The sequence below is a fragment of the Nonomuraea sp. NPDC049400 genome (assembly GCF_044466425.1).
GTDB lineage: Bacteria > Actinomycetota > Actinomycetes > Streptosporangiales > Streptosporangiaceae > Nonomuraea.
This window is the reverse complement of record NZ_JBITMP010000069.1, coordinates 31707-53223: the sequence shown is the minus strand read 5'-3', so window position 1 is coordinate 53223 and position 21517 is coordinate 31707. Positions and strand designations below refer to the sequence as shown.

The following is a 21517-nucleotide window of genomic DNA, read 5'->3' as shown; positions in this document are numbered from 1 at the left end:
CGGTCCTGGGCGGACCCTGCTGGTGGACGTCATCATGATGGGCGGTCCGGGCTGGGCGTTCTCGGGCGGGCTGATCGAGGACCCGGTCAAGCCGTGCGTGCTCGGGGTTGAGGAACCGGGGAACAGTCGTTATCGATGAGAACGATCTTGCTCGAACTGTGACGTCCGTCTTCCGCGTGTGGTCGCCCTACCTGGAAGCTTCTGGTCCGTGGATGATGCGGTGGATGGTGGAGCGTCCGACGCTGTACTCGAGGGCCAGGTCGGCCAGGGACACCTCTCCTTCGGCGTAGCGGCGGCGGATGGAACGCCGCGCCGGTTCGGGCAGCTTGGGCTGCTTGCCCTTGAGCTTGCCGTTCCTCTTGGCCAGGGCCATGCCCTCGCGGGTGCGCTGGTGCCCGATATTCGCTTCGAATTCGGCGACCATGGCGAGGGTCTGCAGGAAGAGCCGGCCGAACGGGTCGTTCCAGTCGTAGACGGAGGCGCCCAGGCCGAACAGCACGCCCCGGCCGGACAGGTCGGTCAGGATGTCGTTGGCTTCAGCCATGTTGCGGGCGAAGCGGTCGAACTTCGTCACTGTGAACACGGTGCCGTCCCAGACGGCGGCCAGGGCCTGGTCGAGGCCTGCGCGGTTACGGCGAGTGGTCCCGGAGAAGCCGCGGTCGATGTAGATGCGGTCGGCGGGCACGCCGAGGGCCAGGAGCTGCTCGGTCGGGATCACGACGTCTTGTTCGTCGGTGCTGCAACGCGCGTACCCGACTCGGGTCCCGTTCACGCTCTGAAGTGTTCCGGATAGGTCCCTTCATCGGAACAGTACGCGGAACACCTATACGGAACACCCTGACCTGGAGTGCTGTCGTGGCTGGCGGGTGTTCCGGTGGGGGATCCCCTTACGGAACACCGCGTGTGACTTAGCGCTTCAGTTGGCGGGAATCGCACGCTGAAGCGCTAACCATGGCAATTGATCATTGCTGTGTGCACCTAATTGGCTTCGAGAACGAAGAACAGGAAGCTCAGGAACCTCGTGCCGGGGATCCTGCTGAGCTCCTCGCGGAACAGTTCGCGGGCTTCCGGCACGAACGGCGGTTCGCTGATGACGCTGATGCGAAAGCCCGCGGCGGTGAAGGCTTCGGTCATCGCGTGCAGCGGCCGGTCCCAGAACCTCATCTGGACGGCCTGCCCGCCCTGGGCCCATTCTTCGGTCCGGCTGCGGGTCTCGAAGTACTTACAAGGCGTTGCGTTGACCGCTTGACCCGCACCGATGAGAGGGCGCAAGCGTCCTGCTAGCAACAGCGCGGTCCGACCGGGGACTGAGAGCCCGGTGTCTATACCTTGCTCGCCACCACCATATAGTTCTCGGCCTCAAGATCGAACGTGCTCACTTCCGTCCGGAGTCCGACCCGGTGCAGCTCGACTTCGAGTTCCTCGTACCGGTAGGGCCAGCAGGACAGCAGTTCCGAGCGGACAAGAACCAGCCCAGTCGCATCAACTTGCGCGATCGCAATCTCGATGTGGTGCTCCTCCTCCCAATGCGGCGCAATCTCCCAGCGGTAGACCACGACGGCATCGCGACCGTTCCGGCGGACGAGTCGGTCACTGATGTCCAGCCGGGAACCTCTGGCCCTCACGAGTTCCCAAGTGCGGGATGTGAGCACCAAGCGCCCGCCAGGGCGCAGAAGCCGTGACATCGACTCCAGAGCAGCACCCCTGCCTGTCGCGCCCGCGGCATGGTGAAGCGAGTTGCCAACGCAGAACACCATGTCGAACGTGTCGTCCTCGAAATGGTCGGGCAACTCTTCCCAGTTCGCCCGCATGGCCCGGACGGATGCCCCGAACTCCTCAGACAACTCTGCAGTCCGACGAACCATCGCTTCGCTGGCGTCAGTTGCAACAACCTGCATGCCACGACCGGCGAGGCCAACCGCCAACTGTCCGGTTCCGCACGAACAGTCGAGGACGTGAGCGTTCGACGGCAGGAGACTGAGGACGTCATCGAACGACGCAGCGAACTCGGCTGGAGGCAACTTTGCATCCGAGATGAGCCATTCATACACCTCGGCAAGCACGTCATAATCCGTCACAACCACTACCTCCGTCACGCGGCAGACTCACGGCGGGACGTCAGTCCATCATCGGAGCAAGCCGGGCACCAATGGTTTTCGCAAGGACAACCCGTCCGCGCATGCCGCGGATAGCGCGAGCTGATCCGCGTCATTCGCCGTGGTGTCGGCGCTTCGGAACTATCAATACGTCCGAACTTGATACGCAGCGTGTCCAGTACTGATCATCTACGAGAGGCTTGAAAACACACCGCCGCCGAGCACCGCCACGCCGCCCGCATCGCCGGCACCACCACCTGACCGCCAGCGTTACCCCGGCCAGCCTCCCGTGCGCCCACCCGCGCAGGTAGGCGCGTAGGCGCGTACGTGATAGCGGGCCGACTCCCAAACGACGTCACAGGCGCGGGCAGTGGGTAGCCCACAGGTCGTCACGCCTACGTCACGGATCTTATACGTCAGTAAGTGGGCGCTGATTGACGTACGCCACTGCCGACTAGCTGTTCAGCGCCTCTAGCCCCCATCGAGGGCCTTTCGCCGGAGTGTGAGCTCCTTCAGGCACCTCTTCACGGGGTACGGCCGGAGTACGCCAGAAACACACCGCAGGCTGGCAACTGATCGTTAGGGTGAGTGCCGTCATATTGGTGATGGTCTCGGAGGTTGTGGGTGACCTCGATAGACCGGACCGCATATCCGCGATTTCCGCGGGTGGTCACAGCGCGGGAACTGGCGGAGAACTTCACGCCGGTTGATGCCGAGGTGGCCTGGGCGCGCGGCCGCACGCAGGATGAGCATCATCTGCTGATGCTGGTGGTGTGGCTGAAGTCCTATCAACGGCTGGGGTACTTTCCGAAGACCGGCGAGGTGCCGACGGCCGTGGCCGGGCATGTGCGTGAAGCGCTGGGGCTGGCTGAGGAGGTGGAGCTGCGGCAGGCGGCTGCGATGACGGCCAGCCGGCATCGGGCGTTCGTCCGTCGGCGCATGGGGGTGTCGTACGAGGCGTCTCGGGTGCGGCGGGTCGCTGGGGAGGCGATCCGTAAGGTCGTGCAGTCCAAGGACAACCCGGCTGATCTGATCAATGTGGCGTTGGAGGAGTTGGTCCGCGCTCGGTGTGAGCTTCCGGGCTACACCACGCTGGACGCGATGGTCGCGGCGATCCGCGCCGAGGTGAATACCGGGTTCTTCCGGGCGGTGACGGGGCGGCTGGATGCGGCCGCGCGGGCGCGGCTGGCCCGGCTGCTGGTGGTTGACCCGGTCAGCCGGCGCAGCGAGTTCGATCGGCTGAAGGACGTGGCCAAGGCGGCGTCGCTGGGCAAGTTCAAGGAGCGCCTGGCTCTGCTGGGTGATATCGACGCGCTGGGGCCGACCGGGTCGTGGCTGCAGGGCGTGCCGCCGGGCAAGATCGCGCACTTTGCGGGGGAAGCGCGGGTCACCGGCGCGGCCGACATGCGCAAGGTGGGTGAGGACAAGCGGCTGACGCTGCTGGTGAGCTTCGTCCACACGGTGGCCACCGGGGTCCGCGATGACGTGGTGACCATGTTCTGCAAGCGCATGGCGGCCATTCACAAGAAGGGTCGCGATCATCTGGAAGCGCTGCGCGAAGCTCATCGGGCCGAGTCTGAGCGCCTGCTCGGGGTGTTCGGTGACGTGCTGTCGGCCGTGCGCGACGCCCTCGTCCCGGAAGAGAGCAGCACGCCGGAGGGCGGCCAGCTCTCACCGCAGCAGCCGAAGGGGACGGCGCACGGGGCGGGGCCCGAGGTCGCAGAGCGGGCCGGGCACCTGGTGCTGAAGACGTTGGAGCGGGCCGGCGGCGTGGAGGCGTTGACCGGGGCACATGAGGCGATCTCGGCGCATCACGGCAACAACTATCTGCCGCTGCTGGAGCAGTACTACCGCTCGCATCGCCCGGCGCTATTCACCCTCCTTGAGGCGATCGAGCTGGAGGCCACCACGGCCGAGCGCAGCGTGCTGGAGGCGGTGGCGTTCCTGCGCGCGTTGCGCGGTGCCAAGGCCGCGTTCGTGCCCGAGGAGATGACTCTGGAGGCGCCCGGCCCCAGCGGGGAGCCAATCGAGACGACGCTGCGCATCCATGTGGAGGCCTTCGCCTCGGGGCAGTGGCGCAAGATCCTGCGCGACAAGAGCCGGCCCGGGATGCTGGTGCGCCGCCATCTGGAGGTGTGCGTGTTCTCCTACCTGGCGGCCGAACTGCGCTCCGGCGACATCGCCGTGACCGGCTCGGATTCCTTTGCCAACCTGCACGACCAGCTCATGTCATGGGATGAGTGCCGCGCGCTGGTGCCGGCGTTCTGCGCGCAGGCTGGGATCCCGGCCGAGGCGAGCGCGCTGACCGCGCACTACCGTGACCAGCTCGCCGCCACCGCCGCGGCGGTGGACACTGGCTACCCGGGCAACACCGACCTGCTGCTGGAAGGTGGCCGGCCGGTGCTGCGCCGTCGCAAGGGCGCCGAGCGGCGGCCGGAGGCGCTGGAACTGGAGGCGGCCATCCATGACCGGCTGCCGCAGCGGGCGCTGCTGGACATCCTCACCCGTACCGCCTACCTGCTGAAATGGCACCGCCACTTCGGGCCCGCCTCCGGCTCCGACCCGAAGATCCGCAACGCGATGGCCCGGTACGTGCTGACCGCGTTCGCCTACGGGACGCTGCTGGGCCCGGCCCAGGTCGCCGCGCACATGCGCGGACAGGTGAGCGTGCACGAACTGTCCCTGGCGAGCAACAAGCACACCACCGCCACCAAGATCGATCAAGCGTGTGAAGTGGTTGCCGAACCACCAGGGGATGGGGTCGACCGGCTGCGGCGGGGTCTCGGTGGCGTGCGCGCGGACGGTGACCACTTCGATGTCCTGGGCGGTCACGACGCTTCCGGAGACGCCGGTCTCGTCCTGCTCCAGTCGCACCGACCTGGCCTGCTTCTTCGGCAGGCCGGCGAGCTCGCGGCCGAGCACGCCGTGGTTGAGCCCCTCGATGAAGAACGTGAGCGGGTAGGCGCCCTCCTCGTCCTCGCGCCGGCAGCGCACGCACACCCCGGCCTGCATGTACGATGGCCGCCGCTCCACACCGCCGTCCGGCAGGTGGAAGCTTGCGCTGACGAACTCGGCGACCCAGACGGCGGCGATCGGCTCCTCGGTAGGGCACAGCGGCGGTGGCAGCACTCGCGCGAGGACGTCCGGGCGGGTCCGGTACTCGACGGTCAGCCAGCGCAGCGACGCCGTCTCGCTGCCGAGGCCGTAGAGGGGCGCGAACGCGGGCATGGAGACCGCGGTCCTGTCCGTGGCGTGCACGTTCACTCCCTTCCTGCCGGTACGGCGGTGCCGTGCACCGATCTGGTCAGCGCGTCGGCGATCACGTCGACGGACGGGATGACGGCCTGCGCCAGCGACGGCGCGGCCGGGATCCGTACCGGCGGCGCGCCCACGCGGATCGGCGCGGACCGCAACGGCACCCCTGCTTCGGCGACCGCGGCGACGACCTCGCCGCCGACCCCGCCGGTGGTGTGCGCCTCGTGCACCACGACCAGCCGGCCGGTACGCGCGAGGCTGCCGAGCACGGCCTCCAGGTCGAGCGGTCGGATCCATCGGGCGTCGAGGACTTCGGTCTCGCTCCCCTGTACCGACAGGCGCTCCGCCGCCGCCAGCACCTCCTGCTGGACGGCTCCCCACGTCAGCACGGTGACGTCCGATCCCGGCCTGCGCACCGCGGCGCCTCCGACGGACGGCACATCCCCGCCCAGCCGCACGTCCTGCTTGCCGGCGTGGTAGAGCGTGCGGTTCTCGATGACGATCACCGGGTCGTCGCTCCAGATCGCCGACAGCAGGAGGTCGTAGGCGTCCTGGTGGGTGGCGGGCATGCACACGCGCAGTCCGGGGACGTGGGCGAAGAAGGCTTCCAGGCTCTGCGAGTGCTGCGCGCAAGCGCCCGGGGCGCTGCCCTGCTGGGTGCGTACGGTGATCGGCGCGCCCAGCAGGCCGCGCGAGACGTAGCGGACGTTGGCCGCCTGGTTGACCAGCTGGTCCAAGGCCACCAGCGAGAAGTCGGCCCACATGATCTCGGCGATCGGCCGGCGTCCGAACATCGCGGCGCCGATGGCTCCGCCGAGAATGGCCGACTCGGAGATCGGCGTATCGAACACCCTGTCGCCGAACTGCCCGCGCAGCCCCTTGGTCACGCCGAAGACGCCGCCGGGTGCGGCCACGTCCTCGCCGAACAGCAGGGTCTCCGGCCGTTCCGCCAGCGCGCGGCGGAGCGCGGCGTTGACGGCTTCGGCGTAGGAGAGCCGTTTGGTCTGCTCAGGCATACAGGTGCTCCAGAACGGTGGTCGGGTCGGCCGGCGGGTCGGCGAGCGCGCGCTTCGAAGCCTCGGCGATCTCGGCGTGCACGCGGTCCGCGTCGGCGTCCAGTTCGTCCTGGCCGATGCCCGCGGCGCGCAGGACGGCCAAGAGCCGGATGATCGGCTCGTCGGCCAGCGCCCGCTCCATCTCCCCGGCGGGGCGGTAGTGCTGGGCGTCGCCGATGTAGTGCCCGACGAGTCGCTGCGTCATGGCTTCCAGCAGCACGGGTCCCTCGCCGGAACGGGCCCGCCCGGCCGCTTCGGAGACGGCCTCGCGGACAGCCGCGGGGTCGTTGCCGTCGATCCGCGCCCCCGGCATGCCGTACGCGGACGCGCGCTTGAACAGGCGGTCCACCCGCACCATGTCGGCGATCGGCGTCAGCTCCGAGTAGTGGTTGTTCTCCACCAGGAAGATCACCGGTAGGCGGCGTACGGCGGCGAAGTTCATCGCCTCGTGCACCGCGCCCTGGTTCATCGCGCCGTCACCGAACGCGGCGAGCGCGACCCTGCCCGACCCGTCGTAGGCGGCGGCCAGCGCCGCGCCCGCGGCGATCGGAGCGCCCGCGCCGACGATGGAGTTCTCGCCGTACATGCCGTACTCGGGCGCCGTCAGGTACGCCGACCCGCCCCGACCGCCGTTGATCCCGCTCTGACGGCCGAGCAACTCGGCGAACAGCGGGTACGGCGGCACGCCGCAGGCCAGCGTCCACCCGTGCCCACGATAGGTGGGGAAGACCGCGTCACGGCTCAGGTCCAGCGCCGCGCAGGCGCCGGTGTAGATCGCCTCCTGCCCGTTGCACAGGTGGACGGATCCGACGACGTCACCCCGCGCCCGCAGGCGGGCGACCTCTTCCTCGAAGAACCTGATCCGCCGCATCGACTCCAGATGGTCGAGCAGCGTGGCTGTTTCAGGCATGGGGGTACCCACTCTCCTCTCTCTCGTACGAAATCCCTGGTCGCCGACTTGCTATCGGGACGTCATGACGCGTCCCGGTGACCGGGCGACTTGCCCCGCTCGGCGGGAAGCACGGCCAGGTGCCCGGCGCGCAGGAACCCGGTCGCCATCGAGGCCGCCTCGCGGACCGCCATGGTCAGCGCGGCCTGCCGCTCGTGGAACCGGGCCGTCGGGACGGACACCGTGTACGCGCCCGTCGGCGAGCCCGTCTCGTCGAAGAAGGGCGCGGACACGCAGCACACGCCCTCGCTGAACTCTTCGCGGTCCACCGCGTAGCCCTGCCTGCGCACCCGGGCCAGCTCGACGGTGAGGTGGTCGTAGTCGACGATCGTGTGCGGGGTGACCGCCGCGAGCTCCACTCCCTTGAACATCGCCGCCACCTGCTCCTCGGGTAGGAAGGCGAGCACCGCCTTGCAGGAGGCGCGGGCGTGCATGTGGCCGGTGTAGCCCACGTCGAGATTGCCGACGCTGACCGCGTGCAGCCCGGAGATGTACTCCTGCAGCGTCAGCGTCCCGTGGTACCAGCCGGAGATGTAGGACGTCTCGTGCGTCCTGTTGTGCAGCCGGGTCAGGATCACCGCGAGCTCCGGTGAGGGGCCCGACCTGCGCTGGAGGTTCCTGTTCAGTGACGCCGCGCGGTGGCCGACGTCGTACCGGCCGCCGGGCAGGCGCACCACGTAACCGCTGGCCAGCAGGGTGCGCAGCAGGTGGTAGCAGGTGCCGAGCTTGATGTCGAGCTGGCGGCTGAGCACCTTCGCGGTGGCAGTGCCGTCGGCGGCGGCCACGGCCTCCAGGACCTGCAGGCCGCGCTCCAGCGTGTGCAGCACGGTCTTCTCGCTCATGCCCGCCTCCCCGGCAGGTCTCGCGCGGTCAGGTCTCGCCCGGTCAGGTCTCGCAGGGCGAGGGCGAGCACTCCCGCGGCCTGCACCACCGCGTCCTCCTCGACGAACTCGTTTGGGCTGTACGCCCTGACCACCTCGCCGGGCCCGAACACGGCCGTCGGCACCCCGGCCGCGCCGAAGAAGGCGGCGTCGGAGCCGGCGGTGAACCCGGTCAGCCGCTCGGCGCCCATGCGCGTGCGCTGCGCGTCGCGGAGCGTGACGATCAGCTCGTGCTCGACGGGCGTCTCCCACCCGGTCCTGCCCTCGCCGTCCCAGCGCACGGTCGGCGGGTGGGCGCGCAGCCAGTCGTCGGTGGCGGCGACCTGGTCGAGGACGCGCTGGAACTCGCCGCGCACCGCCTCCACCGACTCGCCCGGCGCGACCCCGATCCGGCCGGACATCGTGGCATGGTCGGGGACCGCCGCCCGCCAGTTCCCCGCGCTCGCGGTGCCGATGGCGAAGGGGATCGCGGTCGGCACGTCCGCGAACAGCGGATGCCGGTAACCCTCACCCCGCTTGCGGCCGAGCTCGACCAGGGCCTCACGCACCCAGATCAGCCTTTCGAAGGCGTCCACCCCGCGCCACGGCGCCGAGGTGTGCGCGGAGCGCCCGGTGACCTCCACGGTGAAGAACTGCAGGCTCGTGCTGATCGGCACGATCGCGCCGCCGGTGGGTTCCAGGATCAGGGCTGCGACCGAATCCGGGACCTCCAAGGCCGCCGCCCGGGTGCCCACGCCGGTGGTCTCCTCGGCGACGACAAGCTCGATGGCCACGTCGATGTCCGGCTCCACGCCGAGGTCCTCCAGCGCGGCAAGCGCGTACAGGCCGGCTGCGATGCCGCCCTTCATGTCCACCGAGCCCCGTCCGTACACCCGGCCGCCGGCACGGACCCCGGCGTACGGCGGATGCGTCCACGCCTGCTCATCGCCCGCGGGCACGACGTCGAGGTGGCCATTGAGCACCATGCAGGGCCGCCCGCGGCGGCCGCGGAACCAGGCGATGAGGTTCTCCCTCCGCTCGGCCCGCGGTTCGCCGTCCGCCAGCCCGGTCGCTGCGATCGGCTGCCGGGTGACCGGCCAGCCCCGGCGTGCGAACCACTCCGCGTACAGGCCGGTCACCCGGTCCTCCCAGCCGCTCTCGCTGGCCTGGCGGACGCTCGCGGACAGCAGCTCCAGCATGTCCTCGGCCAGTGCCTCCACCTGGGCCAACACCTCGGCGTCACTCGGTTGCGGTGGCATCCGGTCACCTCCCTTTGGCCGTTCACTGTGCGCTGTCGCCTCGCTGCACCGCATCAGAATGAACCCGTTTTTCGACTATCTGAAATTCAGTATGCGGACACGTGAAATGGCAGGTCACACTTGCCTAGCGTGCTCACACCTCAAAACCGGTCTCCGAGGAGGAGCTCACCGATGATCCGCCGCTGGAATCCCGACACGCTGGCCCCGCCGATCGGCCAGTACAGCCACCTCGCCTCCGTGCCGGCCGGCCACGAGCTGGTGATGATCTCCGGCCAGGTCGGCGCGCTGCCGGACGGCACGCTCGCGGGCCCCGACGCCGAGACGCAGACGCGGCAGATCTTCGCCAACATCGAGCGGCTGCTCGACTCGCTCGGCGCGGGGCCACACCACTTGGTGAAGCTGTTCACCCTGGTCGCGGGCGCCGAACACGTCGAAGGCTGCCGCGCGGCGCGGGCGGAGACGTTCGCGAAGTGGTACCCCGACGGCGACTGGCCCGCCCATTCGCTCGCCGTGGTCACGGCCCTGGCCGCCCCGGAGCTGACCGTCGAGATCGAGGGCGTGGCCGCCCTGCCGCGCCGATGAGCCCAGAAGACTTCCGCGGCCTCTTCCCCGCGCTGCGGTCAACGGTCTGGCTGGACACGCCGGGCATGCCGCCCGGCGCACGACCGGTGACCGATGCCCTGCACGAGGCCGTGTCCGCGTGGTCCAGCGGCGAGCTCGACTGGCCTGTATGGGACGCGGCAGCGGGCGAGGCCCGCGCTCTGTTCGCCCCGCTGGTCGGGGCCGACCCCGCCACGATCTCGACGCTCGGCTCGCTCGCCGAGGCCGCCGCCACGGTCGCGGGCTCCCTGCCGCGCGGCCGGGTCGTGGTGGCGGCCGAGGAGTTCCGCAGCAACCTGTTCCCGTGGCTGGCACAGCACGACGTGGTTGCCGTCCCGGCCCGCGACGGCGCGACCCGGGTGGAGGACCTGATCGCCGCGCTGGACCACGACACCGCACTCCTCGCCGTCAGCGAGGTGACCAGCAGGGAAGGGCAGCGGCTCGACCTGGCCGCCCTGCGGGAGGCGACCGACCGGGTGGGCGCGCGACTGTTCGTCAACCTGACGCAGTCGCTGGGCGCGCTGCGCTTCGACCCAGCGACCGTGCGCCCCGACTACTTGGCCGTGCACGGCTACAAGTGGATGCTTGGCCCGCGTGGCGCGGCCTGGCTCGTCACCAGGCCGGACCGGCTCGGCGAGCTGACGGCGCTCGCGCCGAGTTGGAAGTCCACCAGCCCGCCGCACGGCTACTTCGGCGGCCCCATGCGGCTGGCGGACGATGCCGGACGGTGCGACACGTCCCCCGCCTGGTTCTCCTGGCTCGGCGCCTGCGCGGCGCTGCGCCTGCTCGGCTCGCTGGACGCAGACCGCGTCGAGCGGCACTGCCTCGACCTCGCCGGGCAGCTCACCGAGCAGGCGGCAGGCATCGGCTACCGGCGCGTGGTGAGCGGCCCGCTCTCGCAGATCGTCGTGCTGCGCACCGACCACGCTGACCGCCTGTCCGCGCGGCTGCGCGAACAAGGCGTCCGCGCGACCGCGCTCGGCGACCGCGTACGTTTCGGCTTCCACTACTTCAACAACGAGGACGACGTACGAACGACGCTGAGCATCCTCGCAGAGAGGTAGACCTTCTGGGGGCCGAGGACGGGCTGGACAGCTCATATAACGTAAGCCGTGCTCGTCGCGGCCTGAGTCGATACGGAGTCCGATACCGGAATCGGCGTCCCTTCGTTGGAGCGAGGTGATGCGGCCGCTGGCCGCCGAGAACCCGCGCGATGATCCCCGGCCACTGCGACGTCGTCGGTGCCGGTCCCGGTCGGAGCCGGCGGCGGTCCATGAGGCGTTTGGGGTGCATGCCCTTGACCATGCCGACGAAGGGCGGATGGATGCTGTAGCCGAGCATGCGCCGGATTTCCTCTGAAACAGCGCGGGCGACGTCCTGGCTGGTGGAGAGGGTGAACGCCTCCTGGGTCCGCAGCCAGGGCTGACAGTACTGGGCGGTGGCGGCAAGACGTGGTGCGGCGCTGTGGTTGGCGCCGCCACCGTGCCAGAGGGTGCCGACGAACAGCACGCAAGAGCCGGCGGGCATGGCGGCGGCCAGGCGGAAGTCCGCGTCGGTGGGGGTCCTGCCGTCCGGCCAGCGATGACTCCCGGGGATGAGAACGGTTGCGCCGTTGGCCTCGGCGAAGTCGTCGATCGCCCAAACGGTGGCCACCGACAGCTCCGGTCGGGGGCGGGGAACCGGATAGAAGCCATCGTGGGGGTGCAGCAGCTGGGCATTCCTCGCCGGGTTGAATGTTGATGACCTGCAACTGGGACAGCAGGTAGTTCGGCAGCAGCAACCGGTCGAGCAGGGCCAAGACGCGAGGGTGGTCAACGAGGCGGTCCACACAACGGGTCTTGTTGAGCACGCTGTAGATCCGCTGGGTGCGGTGGCCCTCGAAGGCGTTGCGTCCTGTCTGGCCAAGCAGCGTGATGAGTTCGGCGCGAAGACTGTCGCATTCATCGCGGCTGAGCAGGTCGGCCAGGACGACGTAGCCGTCACGTTCCAGCGCAGCCAGGTCGGGCTTGGATCTGCCTAGGCTCGACGCCGCGGTCGCCACCACTGGTGGTCCGGTGCGTGCGAGCGAGATCGCCAGTCAGATCCTTCACGAGACGAGTCGACGCGAACAGAACGAGCGAGGCGATCGAGACCTGGCTCGCCGCGGACGCATGGCGCGACGCGACGGCCGCGTACGACGTGCTCGAACGAACTCTGCAAACGATGGGCAGCGGACGAGACGTGACTCCGCCAACGCAAGACCGCCGCTGGCGCCACAGCATCGTGGCCGACCTCCTACGCCTGCGCGACCTGTTCAGCAGGAGAATCCCCGGCAGCCAGGTGCGGGCGGTACTGGAGCTGGTTCAGGATATTGCGGACGTCCTGGTCCGTTCAGGGATGCTCGAGGTTGCCATCCCCGTCATCGACTCCTACGAACGAGGCGAAACGCACCCCACTGACGACGTCGTGGCCGAGATTGATACGCGACTCCAGCAGATCATCGACCGCGAACCCCAGGATCGACTGGACTACCTCGAAAGCCTGGCAGCCCGGATCGGACTGCGCTGGAAAGGCAGCGAAAGCAAGCAGGAGCAGGAAGAGCTGGCCGCTCTACTGGGAGCGACACTCGAGGACTACGCAGACGCCAAGAAGCTCGGCGGTATCTACCGCGACATAGGACTGAGGTGAGTCGACGATTACCGGCAACGGGTTCAAACGGTGCAAATGCCGCCAGGATGGCCGCGAGCTCGGCGCCAAGTGCCCGAAGCTGCGCCGCAAAGACGGCTCCTGGAACCCCGACCACGGGAGCTGGTACGGCAAGTCCGAGGTACCGCCCGGCCCGGACGGGAAGAGGAACCATCTCCGGGCGGGCGGCTTCAAGACTGAGACGGACCTGGAACTGTTCTACTCGCAGGCTCACCGCTTGCTCGACATCCCGGACGCCGGGCCAGACGGGCACGAGGCCCGCATGGAGATCCTGGAGATGATCCGGGCAGCCCACAAGAAGCAGGCGCCGCTGCCCGACTATGAGGAGCTACACCGCAAGTTCCGCGCCGGCCAGCCACTGCAGTCGATGACATTCGGCGAGTACTGGGCGACGTGGTAGCGCGGCGCAAGCGCCTGCGGGATATCCGCGAGTCCACGCTGATCGGATACATCTCCCACCACGACGCCCACTTCTGCGAGGTGCTCGACGGTGTGCGGCTGGACAAGCTGTTCGCGCCGGTGGTCGAGCAGGTGTTCCAGCGGATCGACGAGAAGAACGAAGCCATCCTGGCCGCCCGCGCGTCGGACGATCCGGCGGTGCGCGCCTCAGTGCGCGGTAAGCGCCTCACGGGCCCGACGACAAAGCAGCGGATCAAGGCGACGATCCGGACCGTTCTCGCGGACGCCGAGCGGGAGCACCTTGTGACATTCAACGCGGCGGCGCTGGTGGCGCTGGAGTCGGCGCCCGGCCGAAGTGAGTCGTGTGGACGAAGGCACGCGTCGCGGCGTTCAACGAGGCGTTCCAGGCGCGGCTGGCCGCGGTACGGGCCGACCCGAACCTGCCGTCCACGTCGGCCGTCGCGGTGTGGAGCGCCACGGATTTACGGCCGTCGCCGGTGATGGTGTGGACGCCGACGCAGCTCGGCGCGTTCCTCGACCACATCGCCGGCGACCGCCTGTACGCCCTCTTCCACTTGATCGCGTTCCGAGGACTACGCCGCGGCGAGGCATGCGGTGCCCGCTGGGTGGATCTCGACTTCGATGAGGGCGTGCTGTCGGTGGCCAAGCAGCTCACGATCGTGAATCGCGAGGTGAAGGAGGGCCAGCCGAAGACGCAGTCCAGTGACGCACCGGTCGCGCTCGACCGGGCCACCCTGGACGTGCTGCGGCTGCACCGTAAGCGCCAGAAGGAGGAGAAGCTGGCGTGGGGCGGTTCGTGGACGGAGACGGGCCGCATCTTCACTCGCGAGGACGGCAGCGAGCTGAAGCCCGACTGGGTGAGTGAGTACTTTGAGCGGCTCACGTTCGCGGCTGGCCTGCCGCCGATCCGACTACACGATCTTCGTCATGGCGCGGCGACGCTCAGCCTGGCGGCGGGCAACGACATGAAGACCACGAGCGCGATGTTGCGGCACTCGTCTCTGGCGATTACGTCGGACACGTACACGAACGTGCTGCCGGAGTTGGCGCGCGAGGCGGCGGAAGCGAGCGTCTCTCTGGTCCCCCGCGCGGTCGTCGTGGGGAGACCGTCCGAAACTGACGGTCTCCCTTGGGTCTCCCCCATCCGTTCGGCTGAACCATTGGATTCTCGGTCTCCCCGGAACCGCAGGTCCAAGCCTTGATCAAAGCGCGCCCTGCAAAGCGCGCCCTGCAGGATTCGAACCTGCGACCGTCGGATTAGAAGTGGATCGCTATTTCTTCGCCGAGCGGCATACCGACCTGCGGCTGACCGCAGCGTACGTACCGTCGCCCTGCTGCGGTATCTGGCCGACCCGGCACTGCGGGCGCGCGTTACCGCGGCGACGAACAGGGTCGAGTCCTACAACGGGTTCTCCAAGTGGCTCGGGTTCGGCGGGGTGCTGGCCGACAACGACCCCGAAGAGCAGGAGAAACTGATCAAGTTCAACACCCTGCTGGCCAACCTGGTCGTCTTCCACAACGCCCTGGACATCTCCGACATCGTGCGGCAACTCGTCGCCGAGGGCTGGAGCATCACCGCCGACCAGATCGGCCAGATCGCCCCGTACCTGCGGGCGCACATCAGCCGCTTCGGCGCCTACGCCACCGACGAGCTACGTCATCGGCCGGATCCATTCGATCCCCTGCTGAAGGAGGTCGACTTCACCGACGTCGAGTTGGCCGCTTGATCACTGAGGTGTTGGTGCCGTTGGCGAACAGTCTCGATGTGATGAAGGCAGGGCGGGCGGTACTTGTCGTTCCGGTCGCCACACCGGCCCCGATCCCCCTTGACAGGGTTACTTGGAGCGCTTGAAGAAGCCTCGGATGCCTTCCTTCTTCAGCAGGCTCAGCATGTGGTTCGACCGCTCGTTGCCGAGATACGGGGCGGCGGTGAGCCAGCCGCCGTCGACCACGATGTCGGTGCCGGTGATGTAGGACGACTCGTCGCCGACCAGGAATGGCGCCGTGTAGGCGATCTCGTCGGCCTTGCCGCTGCGCCGCAGCAGGATGGTGTTGTTCATCATCTTGTCCGACATCTTGCGCGCCAGGGGATTGGACCTCATGGCCTCGGTCATGTCGGTCTCGATGGACCCGGGCTGGATGACGTTGCAGCGGATTCCCGAGTCGGGCAGCAGATACACCGCTGGCCTGGACAGCCCTTCGAGTTCCTCCACACTCTGAGAACCGTTTCTGACACTGGAGATCTCTACACTGCCGCGTATGAATCGTGAGCGGATCCTCCTGACCCATCCCGGCACCTCGAAGCCCAAGTATCTGGAGCTCCGGGCCGACGGGGCCGAGCTGCACCGGAGCTGGTGGACCGGTGCCGGGAAGCCTCAGGAGCGTACAAAGTCGTTCGACAGCGGGCGCGCGGCACGCGAGGCCTTGGAGAAGCTCGTCACCCAGAAGATGCGTGACGGGTACGCCGTGCTGCGTGACGCCGCCACGTCCGCACCGGGCGACGTTGTCGTCCAGTGCGCGATGCCGGCCACCAACGGGGTCGTGGCGTTCGCCCTGCACCCGGACGGCTGCACCCTCGCGATCGCCCGCGGCATCCCTGACCGGGTCAGGCTGCAGCTTGGCATCGAGGTGCAGACGGTCGACCTACGGACCGGCGCCCGCCAGGTGGTGTACGCCGACGCATCCCGGCACGCATGGGTCGATGGCATGGCGTTCGACCCGGACGGATCGCACCTGACGTTCACCGTTCGCGACACAGCCAGCACGCTGAACGGGAGTAGCGGCTACACGGTGGCCCTCGCCACCGGTCACGTCCAGCGCCTGCCCTACACGCGATTAGGACGGGACGCCGCCCGCCGCCGGATGCTGGTGGCCGACGGCCCCACGTTGCAGGTGCTGGGCCCGGACGGCGGTTCGTACCTCAACCTTCCGGCACGCGAGCGCTCGCGGATCAGCGCCGCCGCCCTATCTCCGTCGGGGCGGTTTGTCGGTGTCATCCACCACCCGGACGACCGCAACGCGGAGGACGACCTCGAGATCTGGGATGCTGACACCGGTCGGCGCGTGCTCGGTGGCCGGTTCCCCTTCCCAGCGGGGTTCGACGGACCCCACCGGCTCGACAAGCTCGCGTTCGACAAGTCTGAGCATCTTCTCGTCGCGAGTGGCGATATGTCGGGATGCTTCGGCGTCTCGGTGGATTCAGGTGCCCTGTGCTGGGCGATCGCGGACCGGCTTGAAGATTTCGTCCTGTCACCCGACGGCACCCGGCTCGCCGGCGCCCACGTCCGTGGCCCGGTCGTCGTGTATGACGTCGCGACCGGACAGCCGCTGGAGCCGCGCTTCGTCGTACCCGGCGAGCAATCGCTCTACTACCACGCGGTTGATCTCTCCGCCGACGGCCAGCTGCTGGCGGTCGGCGACTCTCCTGGCCGCGTCACGGTGTTCCGGTTCGACGGCCTGGAGTTCACCAAGCCCGGCGGCTGACAGCGAGAGCGCTCAGCTGAAGAGCGTCAAAGGAACCATCTTCACCAAGTGACATCCCGCCGAGAGGCCGACCCCGAGATGCCCTCGATGGGAATCGCTCATGTACGTGATAAGGGAGTTATCACGTACATGAGCGATCATGGCGGAGCGGAGACCTGGACAACCCTCCGCCGGGGCGGTGCACGACTCCGGCACGTTATCCGGTACATCGCCGCAGGCCTCCCACGGCGGGCGGCATGAGCACCGCGCCGAAGGTCGCCGCCTTGCACGGCGGACACATCACGCTCGCCGCGGCCGCCGACGCCTTCCTGGCTACCCCGCGCATGGCCAATCCCAACACCCACCGCGCCTACGCCTCGGCCATCGACCGCTTCACCGCCCTGCTCGGCCGGGACCGGTCGCTGGCCGAGATCGCCGACGTCGAAATCGGCACCACCCTCGCCGAGCTGTGGGGCGCGAGCGCGCCGGCGACCTGGAACCGTAACCGCGCCGCCATCACCTCCTGGCTGACCTGGTGCCAGACCAAGAAGCACTGGCCGCGCCCTCGGTCCCGGCCGACACCGAACGCCGCAAGGAGAGCACCGACGAGACCCGAGCCGTGGCCAAGAGCACCATCCACCGGCTGCTGTCCCGCCGCGACCTCCCGCTCCGGGAGAAGACCCTGTGGCGGATGCTGTACGAGACCGCCGCCCGCGCCGCCGAGGTCCTGGCGCTGAACGTAGAGGACCTGGACCTGGAGCACCGGCGTGCCCCGGTCCGGTCCAAGGGCGGCGCCGTCGAATGGGTGTACTGGGAGCGCGGCACCGCCCACCTGCTGCCCCGCCTCCTCCGGCTCCCGGACGGCAGCCCGCGTACGCACGGCCCGCTGTTCCTATCCGAACGCCGCCCCGTCCCCGCTCGCCGACCGGCGTCCGCCGACATCTGCCCGCACACCGGCCGCGCCCGCCTCGGCTACGACCGCGCCCGCGTCCTGCTGGACGCCTACGCCAGCCTCGACCTGCACCAGCTGCGCCACAGCGCCGCCACCCACCTCGGCGACGCCGAGGTCCCGCTGCAGCTCATCATGGGCAAGACCCGGCACAAGAATCCCCGCACCGCCATGCGCTACGTCAAACCCGGAGCCGAGGCCATCGCCAAGGTCACCGAGGTCCTGGCACCCCGCCGCCGTACCCACTGACCAGCAGTTTCGTCAGGGCGGAATGGGCCACTGTCCCTTTCTCTCGTACTTGGTCTGCCTCCCAGGAAGTCCCAGAGTTCGCGCGAACTGAAGGGTCTTCAGGATGAACCCATGGGTCTTCACGTTCTATGGATGGTTTCGACCCCTGGGTTCGCCGGCGAACCCAGGGGTCGTCGCAACACGGTGATCCACTACTGGCAGTGAGAAGCATAGCGAGACGCTTGGCAGGAGTACCCTGCCAAGCGTCGTTGCTGCTTAGCGGATAGACCCTGGCCTTGGGCGGCGAGTGGTCCGGCTGTCAGACCTGCTGTGTAGGGTCGAGTTGCTTTCGGATCATCCGGGGTGCAGGCCCATGCTGTGGACTTCCGTGTCGTTGGCAACGTTTGCGAGTGACGTGTGAACCGACGGAGCTTGATTGCCTTAGTGATCTTGGCCTTGGTTGCCTCTCCGATCCTGAGCACCGCCGTACCCGCTGATTGTCGGGTCGATCACCTCACCGATGCCGAGTACTCAGCCCTACCCAAGCTGCTAGCCGAGATGGAGAAGGAAGCGCAGCCCTCACCCTCCCCGAGCCCATCCTCAGAAAATCTCAGCGCGTATGGGGACCATAGCAAGCCGGGGATTGTGGCTCCGATCGGCGAGGTCGGGCTTCCGGCCGGATGCTCCGGTATCAGCGATCCGCGAGTGGATGCCAACTAATGGCCGCAACACGGTGATCGTCTATTGGTGGCAAGGAGCATTTCGAGACGCTCGGCTGGGGTGTCCCAGTCGAGCGTTTTGCGTGGTCTGGCGTTAAGTTCGGCGGCGACGGCGTCGAGGTCCTGGCGAGTGTGGATGGACAGGTCGGTGCCCTTGGGGAAGTACTGGCGGAGCAGGCCGTTTGTGTTCTCGTTTGAACCGCGCTGCCATGGGCTGGCTGGGTCGCAGAAGTAGACGGGGATGTCGGTGGCGAGCGTGAATGCCTGGTGAGCGCCCATTTCGCTGCCCTGGTCCCAGGTGAGGGAGCGTCTGAGCTGGGCGGGCAGGGTCCGCATGGTCTCCACCAGGGCGTCGCGCATGCGCTCGGCGGTGTGGTCGACGGGCAGGTGGACGAGCAGCACGTAACGGGTGCTGCGCTCGACCAGGGTGCCGATGGCCGACGTCTGGCTCTTGCCGATGATGTAGGGGTCGGACCGGGGCGCGGTTCCAAGATTTCTCCCGGCCCGTTTCCCCGGCCCGCCCTCCGCACCGGACAAGCGCGTCTCCGCGCATCCGGCGCTCCACGGGTTCCTGTGTCAGGTGGCGGTCATGGCCGCCACGATGCTCGTCCATGGTGTGGGGATGTTGCTCGCGCGCCATCGGTAGCGAGTGACCTCGACCTGCATGGTGTCGAACATGACGATCCCGTTCTCTGCCGGTCGGTTGCCTGGCCTGCCGGTCAGGAAGCGCCGGTAGAGCTCCTTCCAGGTGATTCCACGGTGTCGTTTGCGCAGCCATGCCGCTACCCGCCGCCAGGCGTAGGCGTCGAGGTAGTGGAAGGTCGCTTTGGACACGCCGTGCCGGAAGTAGGTGCACCATCCCCGCAGCACCGGGTTGAGCTGGCGCAGCAGGGCTTCGAGCGTCAGGTGCCGTGATCTGTTGGTGAGCGCCCGCACCTTCTCCACGATTGAAAGCAGCGCTTTCTTCGACGGGTAGGTGTAGACGATCTTCTTCGTGGTTCCCTTCTTGGTGCGTCGCTGGATGTGGAAGCCCAGGAAGTCGAACCCCTCGTCCAGGTGGACCACGCGGGTTTTGGACTCCGATAAGCGCAGCCCCAGGGGGGCGAGCACGTCGGAGACCTCCGCCCAGAGCGCATCCGCATCAGCCTTGGAACCGCATACCATGATCGCGAAATCGTCCGCGTAGCGGATGATCCGGTAGTAGGCGCCGCCGTTCTTGCGGTGCTTCTCTCGCTGCCACCGGGTGCCGTGGTCGTCCTTGGCGCAGAAGTGCTCATCCAGCGCCGATAAGGCGATGTTGGCCAGCAGCGGCGAGGCGATGCCTCCTTGCGGCGTGCCCGATGCCGTTCCCTCGACCTGTCCCGCCTCGGACATGATGCCCGCTTTGAGGAAGGACTTGATCAGGGCCAGGACCCGTTTGTCTCCTATCCGCCGCCGTACCCGGTCGAGGATCGCCGAGTGCGACAGTTCGTCGAAGCACGCCGCGATGTCGGCCTCGAACACCCAGTGATAGTTCCGGGTGCCGAAGGCGTGGATCTCGGCGATCGCGTCCTGGGCCCGCCGCTTCGGGCGAAAGCCGTAACTGACCGGCTTGAACTCCGCCTCGAAGATCGGTTCCAGCACGAGCGCAAGGGCCGCCTGCACGAGCCTGTCCATTGCGGACGGGATGCCCAGACGCCTGAACTTCCCCGGAGACCCGGCCTTGGGAATCAAACGCTCCCTGGCCGGCAGCGGAGTGAACGTGCGGGCTTTGAGTTGCTCGCGCGTGTCGTTCAGGAACGCCGTGACCTCGGCCTCCCCGCCGATGGCGGCCGGGATCACCCGGTCCACTCCGGGCGAGCGTGCGCCCTTGTTGCCGCTCACCCGCTGCCACGCGACCGCGAGGAAGTCCGGGTGATGAATGAGGTTGTACAGATCATCGAACCGGCGACCAGGACCGTTGGTCGCCCACAGGTGCAGCTTGGCCTGCATCCGTCGTACCCGTCGCTCCGCCCAGAACGGGTCGGGCCACGGCTCACCGGTATTCACCAGCGTCTCCGTCCCTTGCAGTACGTTGGGTGCGTGAACCCGCTGGACCCCTTCGCCATGTGCTCGGGCTTTCCCCGGCTCGGACTACTACGGGTCCTCCGCCCCGCCCCGCGGTCGTCGGCGGACAACGCGCCAACCCGCTGCGCCCGGCCTGGATGGCTGGGCCCAGACGGGAACCCCGGGGTGGTTCCCACGTTCACCATGAACCGATCGTCGGGTGAGGTGGCCAGCTATACCCCTGCGATTTCGCCACGGCTACGCCGCAGACCTTCACCGTGGCCTCCCGACCGGCGACCTCCATACCGGCCCAGGAGTTCCCCGTCCCGTGATGAGGGGACGGGTGCGCATCGCGATCCAGCCCAGATCCACCGGATTTCGAGCTGGCGGGAAACTTAAGGGGCGTGACAGCGCTGGTTCCTCTCGTCCACCTTCCCGTCTCGCTTGCCGGACCCGGGCCATCCGGTAGTACTGGCCCGTCCCGTCGTTGTCGGGGCTGCTTGCCAGCCTCACCGGCGTTCCCCGGATCAGCCTGCCCCCAGCTTCACTACGCTGCTGCGACAGCACAGCGGCGGAGTCCTTTCACCTCCGCTCGGTTCCATGGCGCCTCGTGGCGCTCCAGGTCGCCTTCCCAGTGGCCGGGCACGGCCCGGTCGGCCGCTTCGGCGGGACGTTCACTGATCATCACCATCGGCGTGCTGAAGCGCGGCTGGCGCTTGTTGGCCTGGCGATGTGGCTTGCGGCGGGCTCGGCCGCTGCGCAGCGCCCGAGTGAGCTCTCTGCACAGTTCGCCGCGGCCCTGGACATAGAGCGCCTGATAGATCGTTTCGTGGGTGACCCTCATCTCCGGGTCATGCGGGAACTCCTGGCGGAGGGTGTTGGCGATCTGTTCGGGGCTCCAGCGCAGCCCCAGACGATGTTGAATGTAGTCCCGAAGCCGAGGGTTCTGCCCGAT

General features: G+C 68.3%; 21 protein-coding genes and 3 pseudogenes. 10 read left to right on the top strand and 14 right to left on the bottom strand.

Annotated elements, in window-relative coordinates; all coding sequences use genetic code 11:
- Positions 1-187: 187 nt before the first annotated feature.
- The 3 genes from ACIBVN_RS53990 to ACIBVN_RS53980 all read right to left on the bottom strand — a co-directional run bounded on the left by ACIBVN_RS53990 (position 188) and on the right by ACIBVN_RS53980 (position 2096).
- A complete protein-coding gene (locus ACIBVN_RS53990; protein ID WP_397149571.1) occupies positions 188-772 on the bottom strand; it encodes a recombinase family protein in 585 nt (194 codons plus the stop codon).
- Positions 773-978: 206 nt separating this feature from the next.
- Positions 979-1272 carry a hypothetical protein gene (locus ACIBVN_RS53985; RefSeq protein ID WP_349457801.1) on the bottom strand — a complete coding sequence of 98 codons (294 nt, stop codon included), beginning with the start codon at positions 1270-1272 and terminating at the stop codon, positions 979-981.
- A gap of 50 nt (positions 1273-1322) precedes the next feature.
- Positions 1323-2096 (bottom strand): class I SAM-dependent methyltransferase, encoded by a 774-nt coding sequence (locus tag ACIBVN_RS53980; protein ID WP_357637851.1) that lies wholly within the window; start codon positions 2094-2096, stop codon positions 1323-1325.
- Between the two features lie 624 nt (positions 2097-2720).
- Between ACIBVN_RS53980 and ACIBVN_RS53975 the strand changes: the two are divergent.
- Positions 2721-4829: pseudogene (locus ACIBVN_RS53975) on the top strand (DUF4158 domain-containing protein); the annotation flags it as partial.
- Between the two features lie 99 nt (positions 4830-4928).
- Here ACIBVN_RS53975 and ACIBVN_RS53970 read toward each other — a convergent pair.
- The 5 genes and pseudogenes from ACIBVN_RS53970 to ACIBVN_RS53950 all read right to left on the bottom strand — a co-directional run.
- Positions 4929-5324: pseudogene (locus ACIBVN_RS53970) on the bottom strand (acetoacetate decarboxylase family protein); the annotation flags it as partial.
- Between the two features lie 32 nt (positions 5325-5356).
- On the bottom strand, positions 5357-6367 hold the full coding sequence (locus ACIBVN_RS53965) for an alpha-ketoacid dehydrogenase subunit beta (RefSeq protein ID WP_397149568.1): 1011 nt from the start codon (positions 6365-6367) through the stop codon (positions 5357-5359).
- Positions 6360-7316, bottom strand: coding sequence for a thiamine pyrophosphate-dependent dehydrogenase E1 component subunit alpha (locus ACIBVN_RS53960; RefSeq protein WP_397149566.1), 957 nt, complete (start codon positions 7314-7316; stop codon positions 6360-6362). The genes ACIBVN_RS53965 and ACIBVN_RS53960 overlap by 8 nt, the downstream gene beginning before the upstream one ends.
- Before the next feature lie 62 nt (positions 7317-7378).
- Entirely contained in the window at positions 7379-8197 is an 819-nt protein-coding gene (locus ACIBVN_RS53955) for an IclR family transcriptional regulator (RefSeq protein ID WP_397149564.1), read from the bottom strand.
- Positions 8194-9474 (bottom strand): M20 family metallopeptidase, encoded by a 1281-nt coding sequence (locus ACIBVN_RS53950; protein WP_397149562.1) that lies wholly within the window; start codon positions 9472-9474, stop codon positions 8194-8196. Before ACIBVN_RS53950 ends, ACIBVN_RS53955 begins: the two co-directional genes overlap by 4 nt.
- 171 nt (positions 9475-9645) lie before the next feature.
- On the opposite strand from ACIBVN_RS53950, the gene ACIBVN_RS53945 reads away from it, so the two are divergent.
- Together ACIBVN_RS53945 and ACIBVN_RS53940 are read left to right on the top strand one after the other, a co-directional pair.
- A complete protein-coding gene (locus ACIBVN_RS53945) occupies positions 9646-10056 on the top strand; it encodes a RidA family protein (RefSeq protein WP_397149560.1) in 411 nt (136 codons plus the stop codon).
- Complete coding sequence (locus ACIBVN_RS53940) at positions 10053-11138, top strand: aminotransferase class V-fold PLP-dependent enzyme (protein ID WP_397149558.1); 1086 nt, start codon at positions 10053-10055, stop codon at positions 11136-11138. Before ACIBVN_RS53945 ends, ACIBVN_RS53940 begins: the two co-directional genes overlap by 4 nt.
- Here the strand turns inward: ACIBVN_RS53940 and ACIBVN_RS53935 are convergent.
- Positions 11086-11904, bottom strand: a complete 819-nt coding sequence (locus ACIBVN_RS53935) for a phytanoyl-CoA dioxygenase family protein (RefSeq protein ID WP_397149556.1) — start codon at positions 11902-11904, stop codon at positions 11086-11088. The two genes, ACIBVN_RS53940 and ACIBVN_RS53935, sit on opposite strands and share 53 nt — an antisense overlap.
- On the opposite strand from ACIBVN_RS53935, the gene ACIBVN_RS53930 reads away from it, so the two are divergent.
- The 5 genes from ACIBVN_RS53930 (at position 11804) to ACIBVN_RS53910 (ending at position 14906) form a co-directional block, all read left to right on the top strand.
- Positions 11804-12094 carry a hypothetical protein gene (locus ACIBVN_RS53930; protein WP_397149579.1) on the top strand — a complete coding sequence of 97 codons (291 nt, stop codon included), beginning with the start codon at positions 11804-11806 and terminating at the stop codon, positions 12092-12094. The genes ACIBVN_RS53935 and ACIBVN_RS53930 overlap by 101 nt on opposite strands.
- Before the next feature lie 38 nt (positions 12095-12132).
- Positions 12133-12741, top strand: a complete 609-nt coding sequence (locus ACIBVN_RS53925) for a hypothetical protein (protein WP_397149554.1) — start codon at positions 12133-12135, stop codon at positions 12739-12741.
- A gap of 235 nt (positions 12742-12976) precedes the next feature.
- Positions 12977-13159, top strand: a complete 183-nt coding sequence (locus tag ACIBVN_RS53920) for a hypothetical protein (protein WP_397149552.1) — start codon at positions 12977-12979, stop codon at positions 13157-13159.
- Positions 13160-13520: 361 nt separating this feature from the next.
- Entirely contained in the window at positions 13521-14381 is an 861-nt protein-coding gene (locus ACIBVN_RS53915) for a tyrosine-type recombinase/integrase (RefSeq protein ID WP_397149550.1), read from the top strand.
- A 12-nt stretch (positions 14382-14393) separates the two neighbouring features.
- A complete protein-coding gene (locus ACIBVN_RS53910) occupies positions 14394-14906 on the top strand; it encodes a Tn3 family transposase (protein ID WP_397149577.1) in 513 nt (170 codons plus the stop codon).
- 108 nt (positions 14907-15014) lie between these two features.
- On the opposite strand, the gene ACIBVN_RS53905 is transcribed toward ACIBVN_RS53910, so the two are convergent.
- Positions 15015-15392: an SDR family NAD(P)-dependent oxidoreductase gene (locus ACIBVN_RS53905; RefSeq protein ID WP_397149548.1), complete on the bottom strand. Its 378-nt coding sequence runs from the start codon at positions 15390-15392 to the stop codon at positions 15015-15017.
- A 46-nt stretch (positions 15393-15438) separates the two neighbouring features.
- Here ACIBVN_RS53905 and ACIBVN_RS53900 point away from each other — a divergent pair, with 46 nt between their 5' ends.
- Positions 15439-16662: a WD40 repeat domain-containing protein gene (locus tag ACIBVN_RS53900; protein ID WP_397149546.1), complete on the top strand. Its 1224-nt coding sequence runs from the start codon at positions 15439-15441 to the stop codon at positions 16660-16662.
- Between the two features lie 349 nt (positions 16663-17011).
- On the opposite strand, the gene ACIBVN_RS53895 is transcribed toward ACIBVN_RS53900, so the two are convergent.
- Positions 17012-17158, bottom strand: coding sequence for a hypothetical protein (locus ACIBVN_RS53895; RefSeq protein WP_397149544.1), 147 nt, complete (start codon positions 17156-17158; stop codon positions 17012-17014).
- A gap of 18 nt (positions 17159-17176) precedes the next feature.
- Between ACIBVN_RS53895 and ACIBVN_RS53890 the strand changes: the two genes are divergently transcribed.
- The gene (locus ACIBVN_RS53890; RefSeq protein WP_397149542.1) at positions 17177-17839 is read left to right on the top strand and encodes a tyrosine-type recombinase/integrase; all 663 of its coding nucleotides are present in this window, start codon (positions 17177-17179) and stop codon (positions 17837-17839) included.
- A 695-nt stretch (positions 17840-18534) separates the two neighbouring features.
- Here ACIBVN_RS53890 and ACIBVN_RS53885 read toward each other — a convergent pair.
- From ACIBVN_RS53885 to ACIBVN_RS53875, 3 genes and pseudogenes are all read right to left on the bottom strand, one after another.
- A pseudogene (locus ACIBVN_RS53885) lies at positions 18535-18999 on the bottom strand (IS30 family transposase); the annotation flags it as partial.
- Between the two features lie 114 nt (positions 19000-19113).
- Entirely contained in the window at positions 19114-20565 is a 1452-nt protein-coding gene (gene ltrA / locus ACIBVN_RS53880; protein ID WP_397149540.1) for a group II intron reverse transcriptase/maturase, read from the bottom strand.
- A gap of 544 nt (positions 20566-21109) precedes the next feature.
- On the bottom strand, positions 21110-21517 hold the full coding sequence (locus ACIBVN_RS53875) for an IS30 family transposase (RefSeq protein WP_397149575.1): 408 nt from the start codon (positions 21515-21517) through the stop codon (positions 21110-21112).

Bases quoted from the DNA above. Each gene is read 5' to 3' on its own strand.
- ACIBVN_RS53960 (WP_397149566.1), bottom strand. From the start codon at position 7,316: ATGCCTGAAACAGCCACGCTGCTCGACCATCTGGAGTCGATGCGGCGG.
- ACIBVN_RS53955 (WP_397149564.1), bottom strand. From the start codon at position 8,197: ATGAGCGAGAAGACCGTGCTGCACACGCTGGAGCGCGGCCTGCAGGTC.
- ACIBVN_RS53965 (WP_397149568.1), bottom strand. From the start codon at position 6,367: ATGCCTGAGCAGACCAAACGGCTCTCCTACGCCGAAGCCGTCAACGCC.
- ACIBVN_RS53895 (WP_397149544.1), bottom strand. From the start codon at position 17,158: ATGGCGGCGCGGTTACGGTTCCAGGTCGCCGGCGCGCTCGCGCCCCAC.
- ACIBVN_RS53950 (WP_397149562.1), bottom strand. From the start codon at position 9,474: ATGCCACCGCAACCGAGTGACGCCGAGGTGTTGGCCCAGGTGGAGGCA.
- ACIBVN_RS53900 (WP_397149546.1), top strand. From the start codon at position 15,439: ATGAATCGTGAGCGGATCCTCCTGACCCATCCCGGCACCTCGAAGCCC.
- ACIBVN_RS53940 (WP_397149558.1), top strand. From the start codon at position 10,053: ATGAGCCCAGAAGACTTCCGCGGCCTCTTCCCCGCGCTGCGGTCAACG.
- ACIBVN_RS53945 (WP_397149560.1), top strand. From the start codon at position 9,646: ATGATCCGCCGCTGGAATCCCGACACGCTGGCCCCGCCGATCGGCCAG.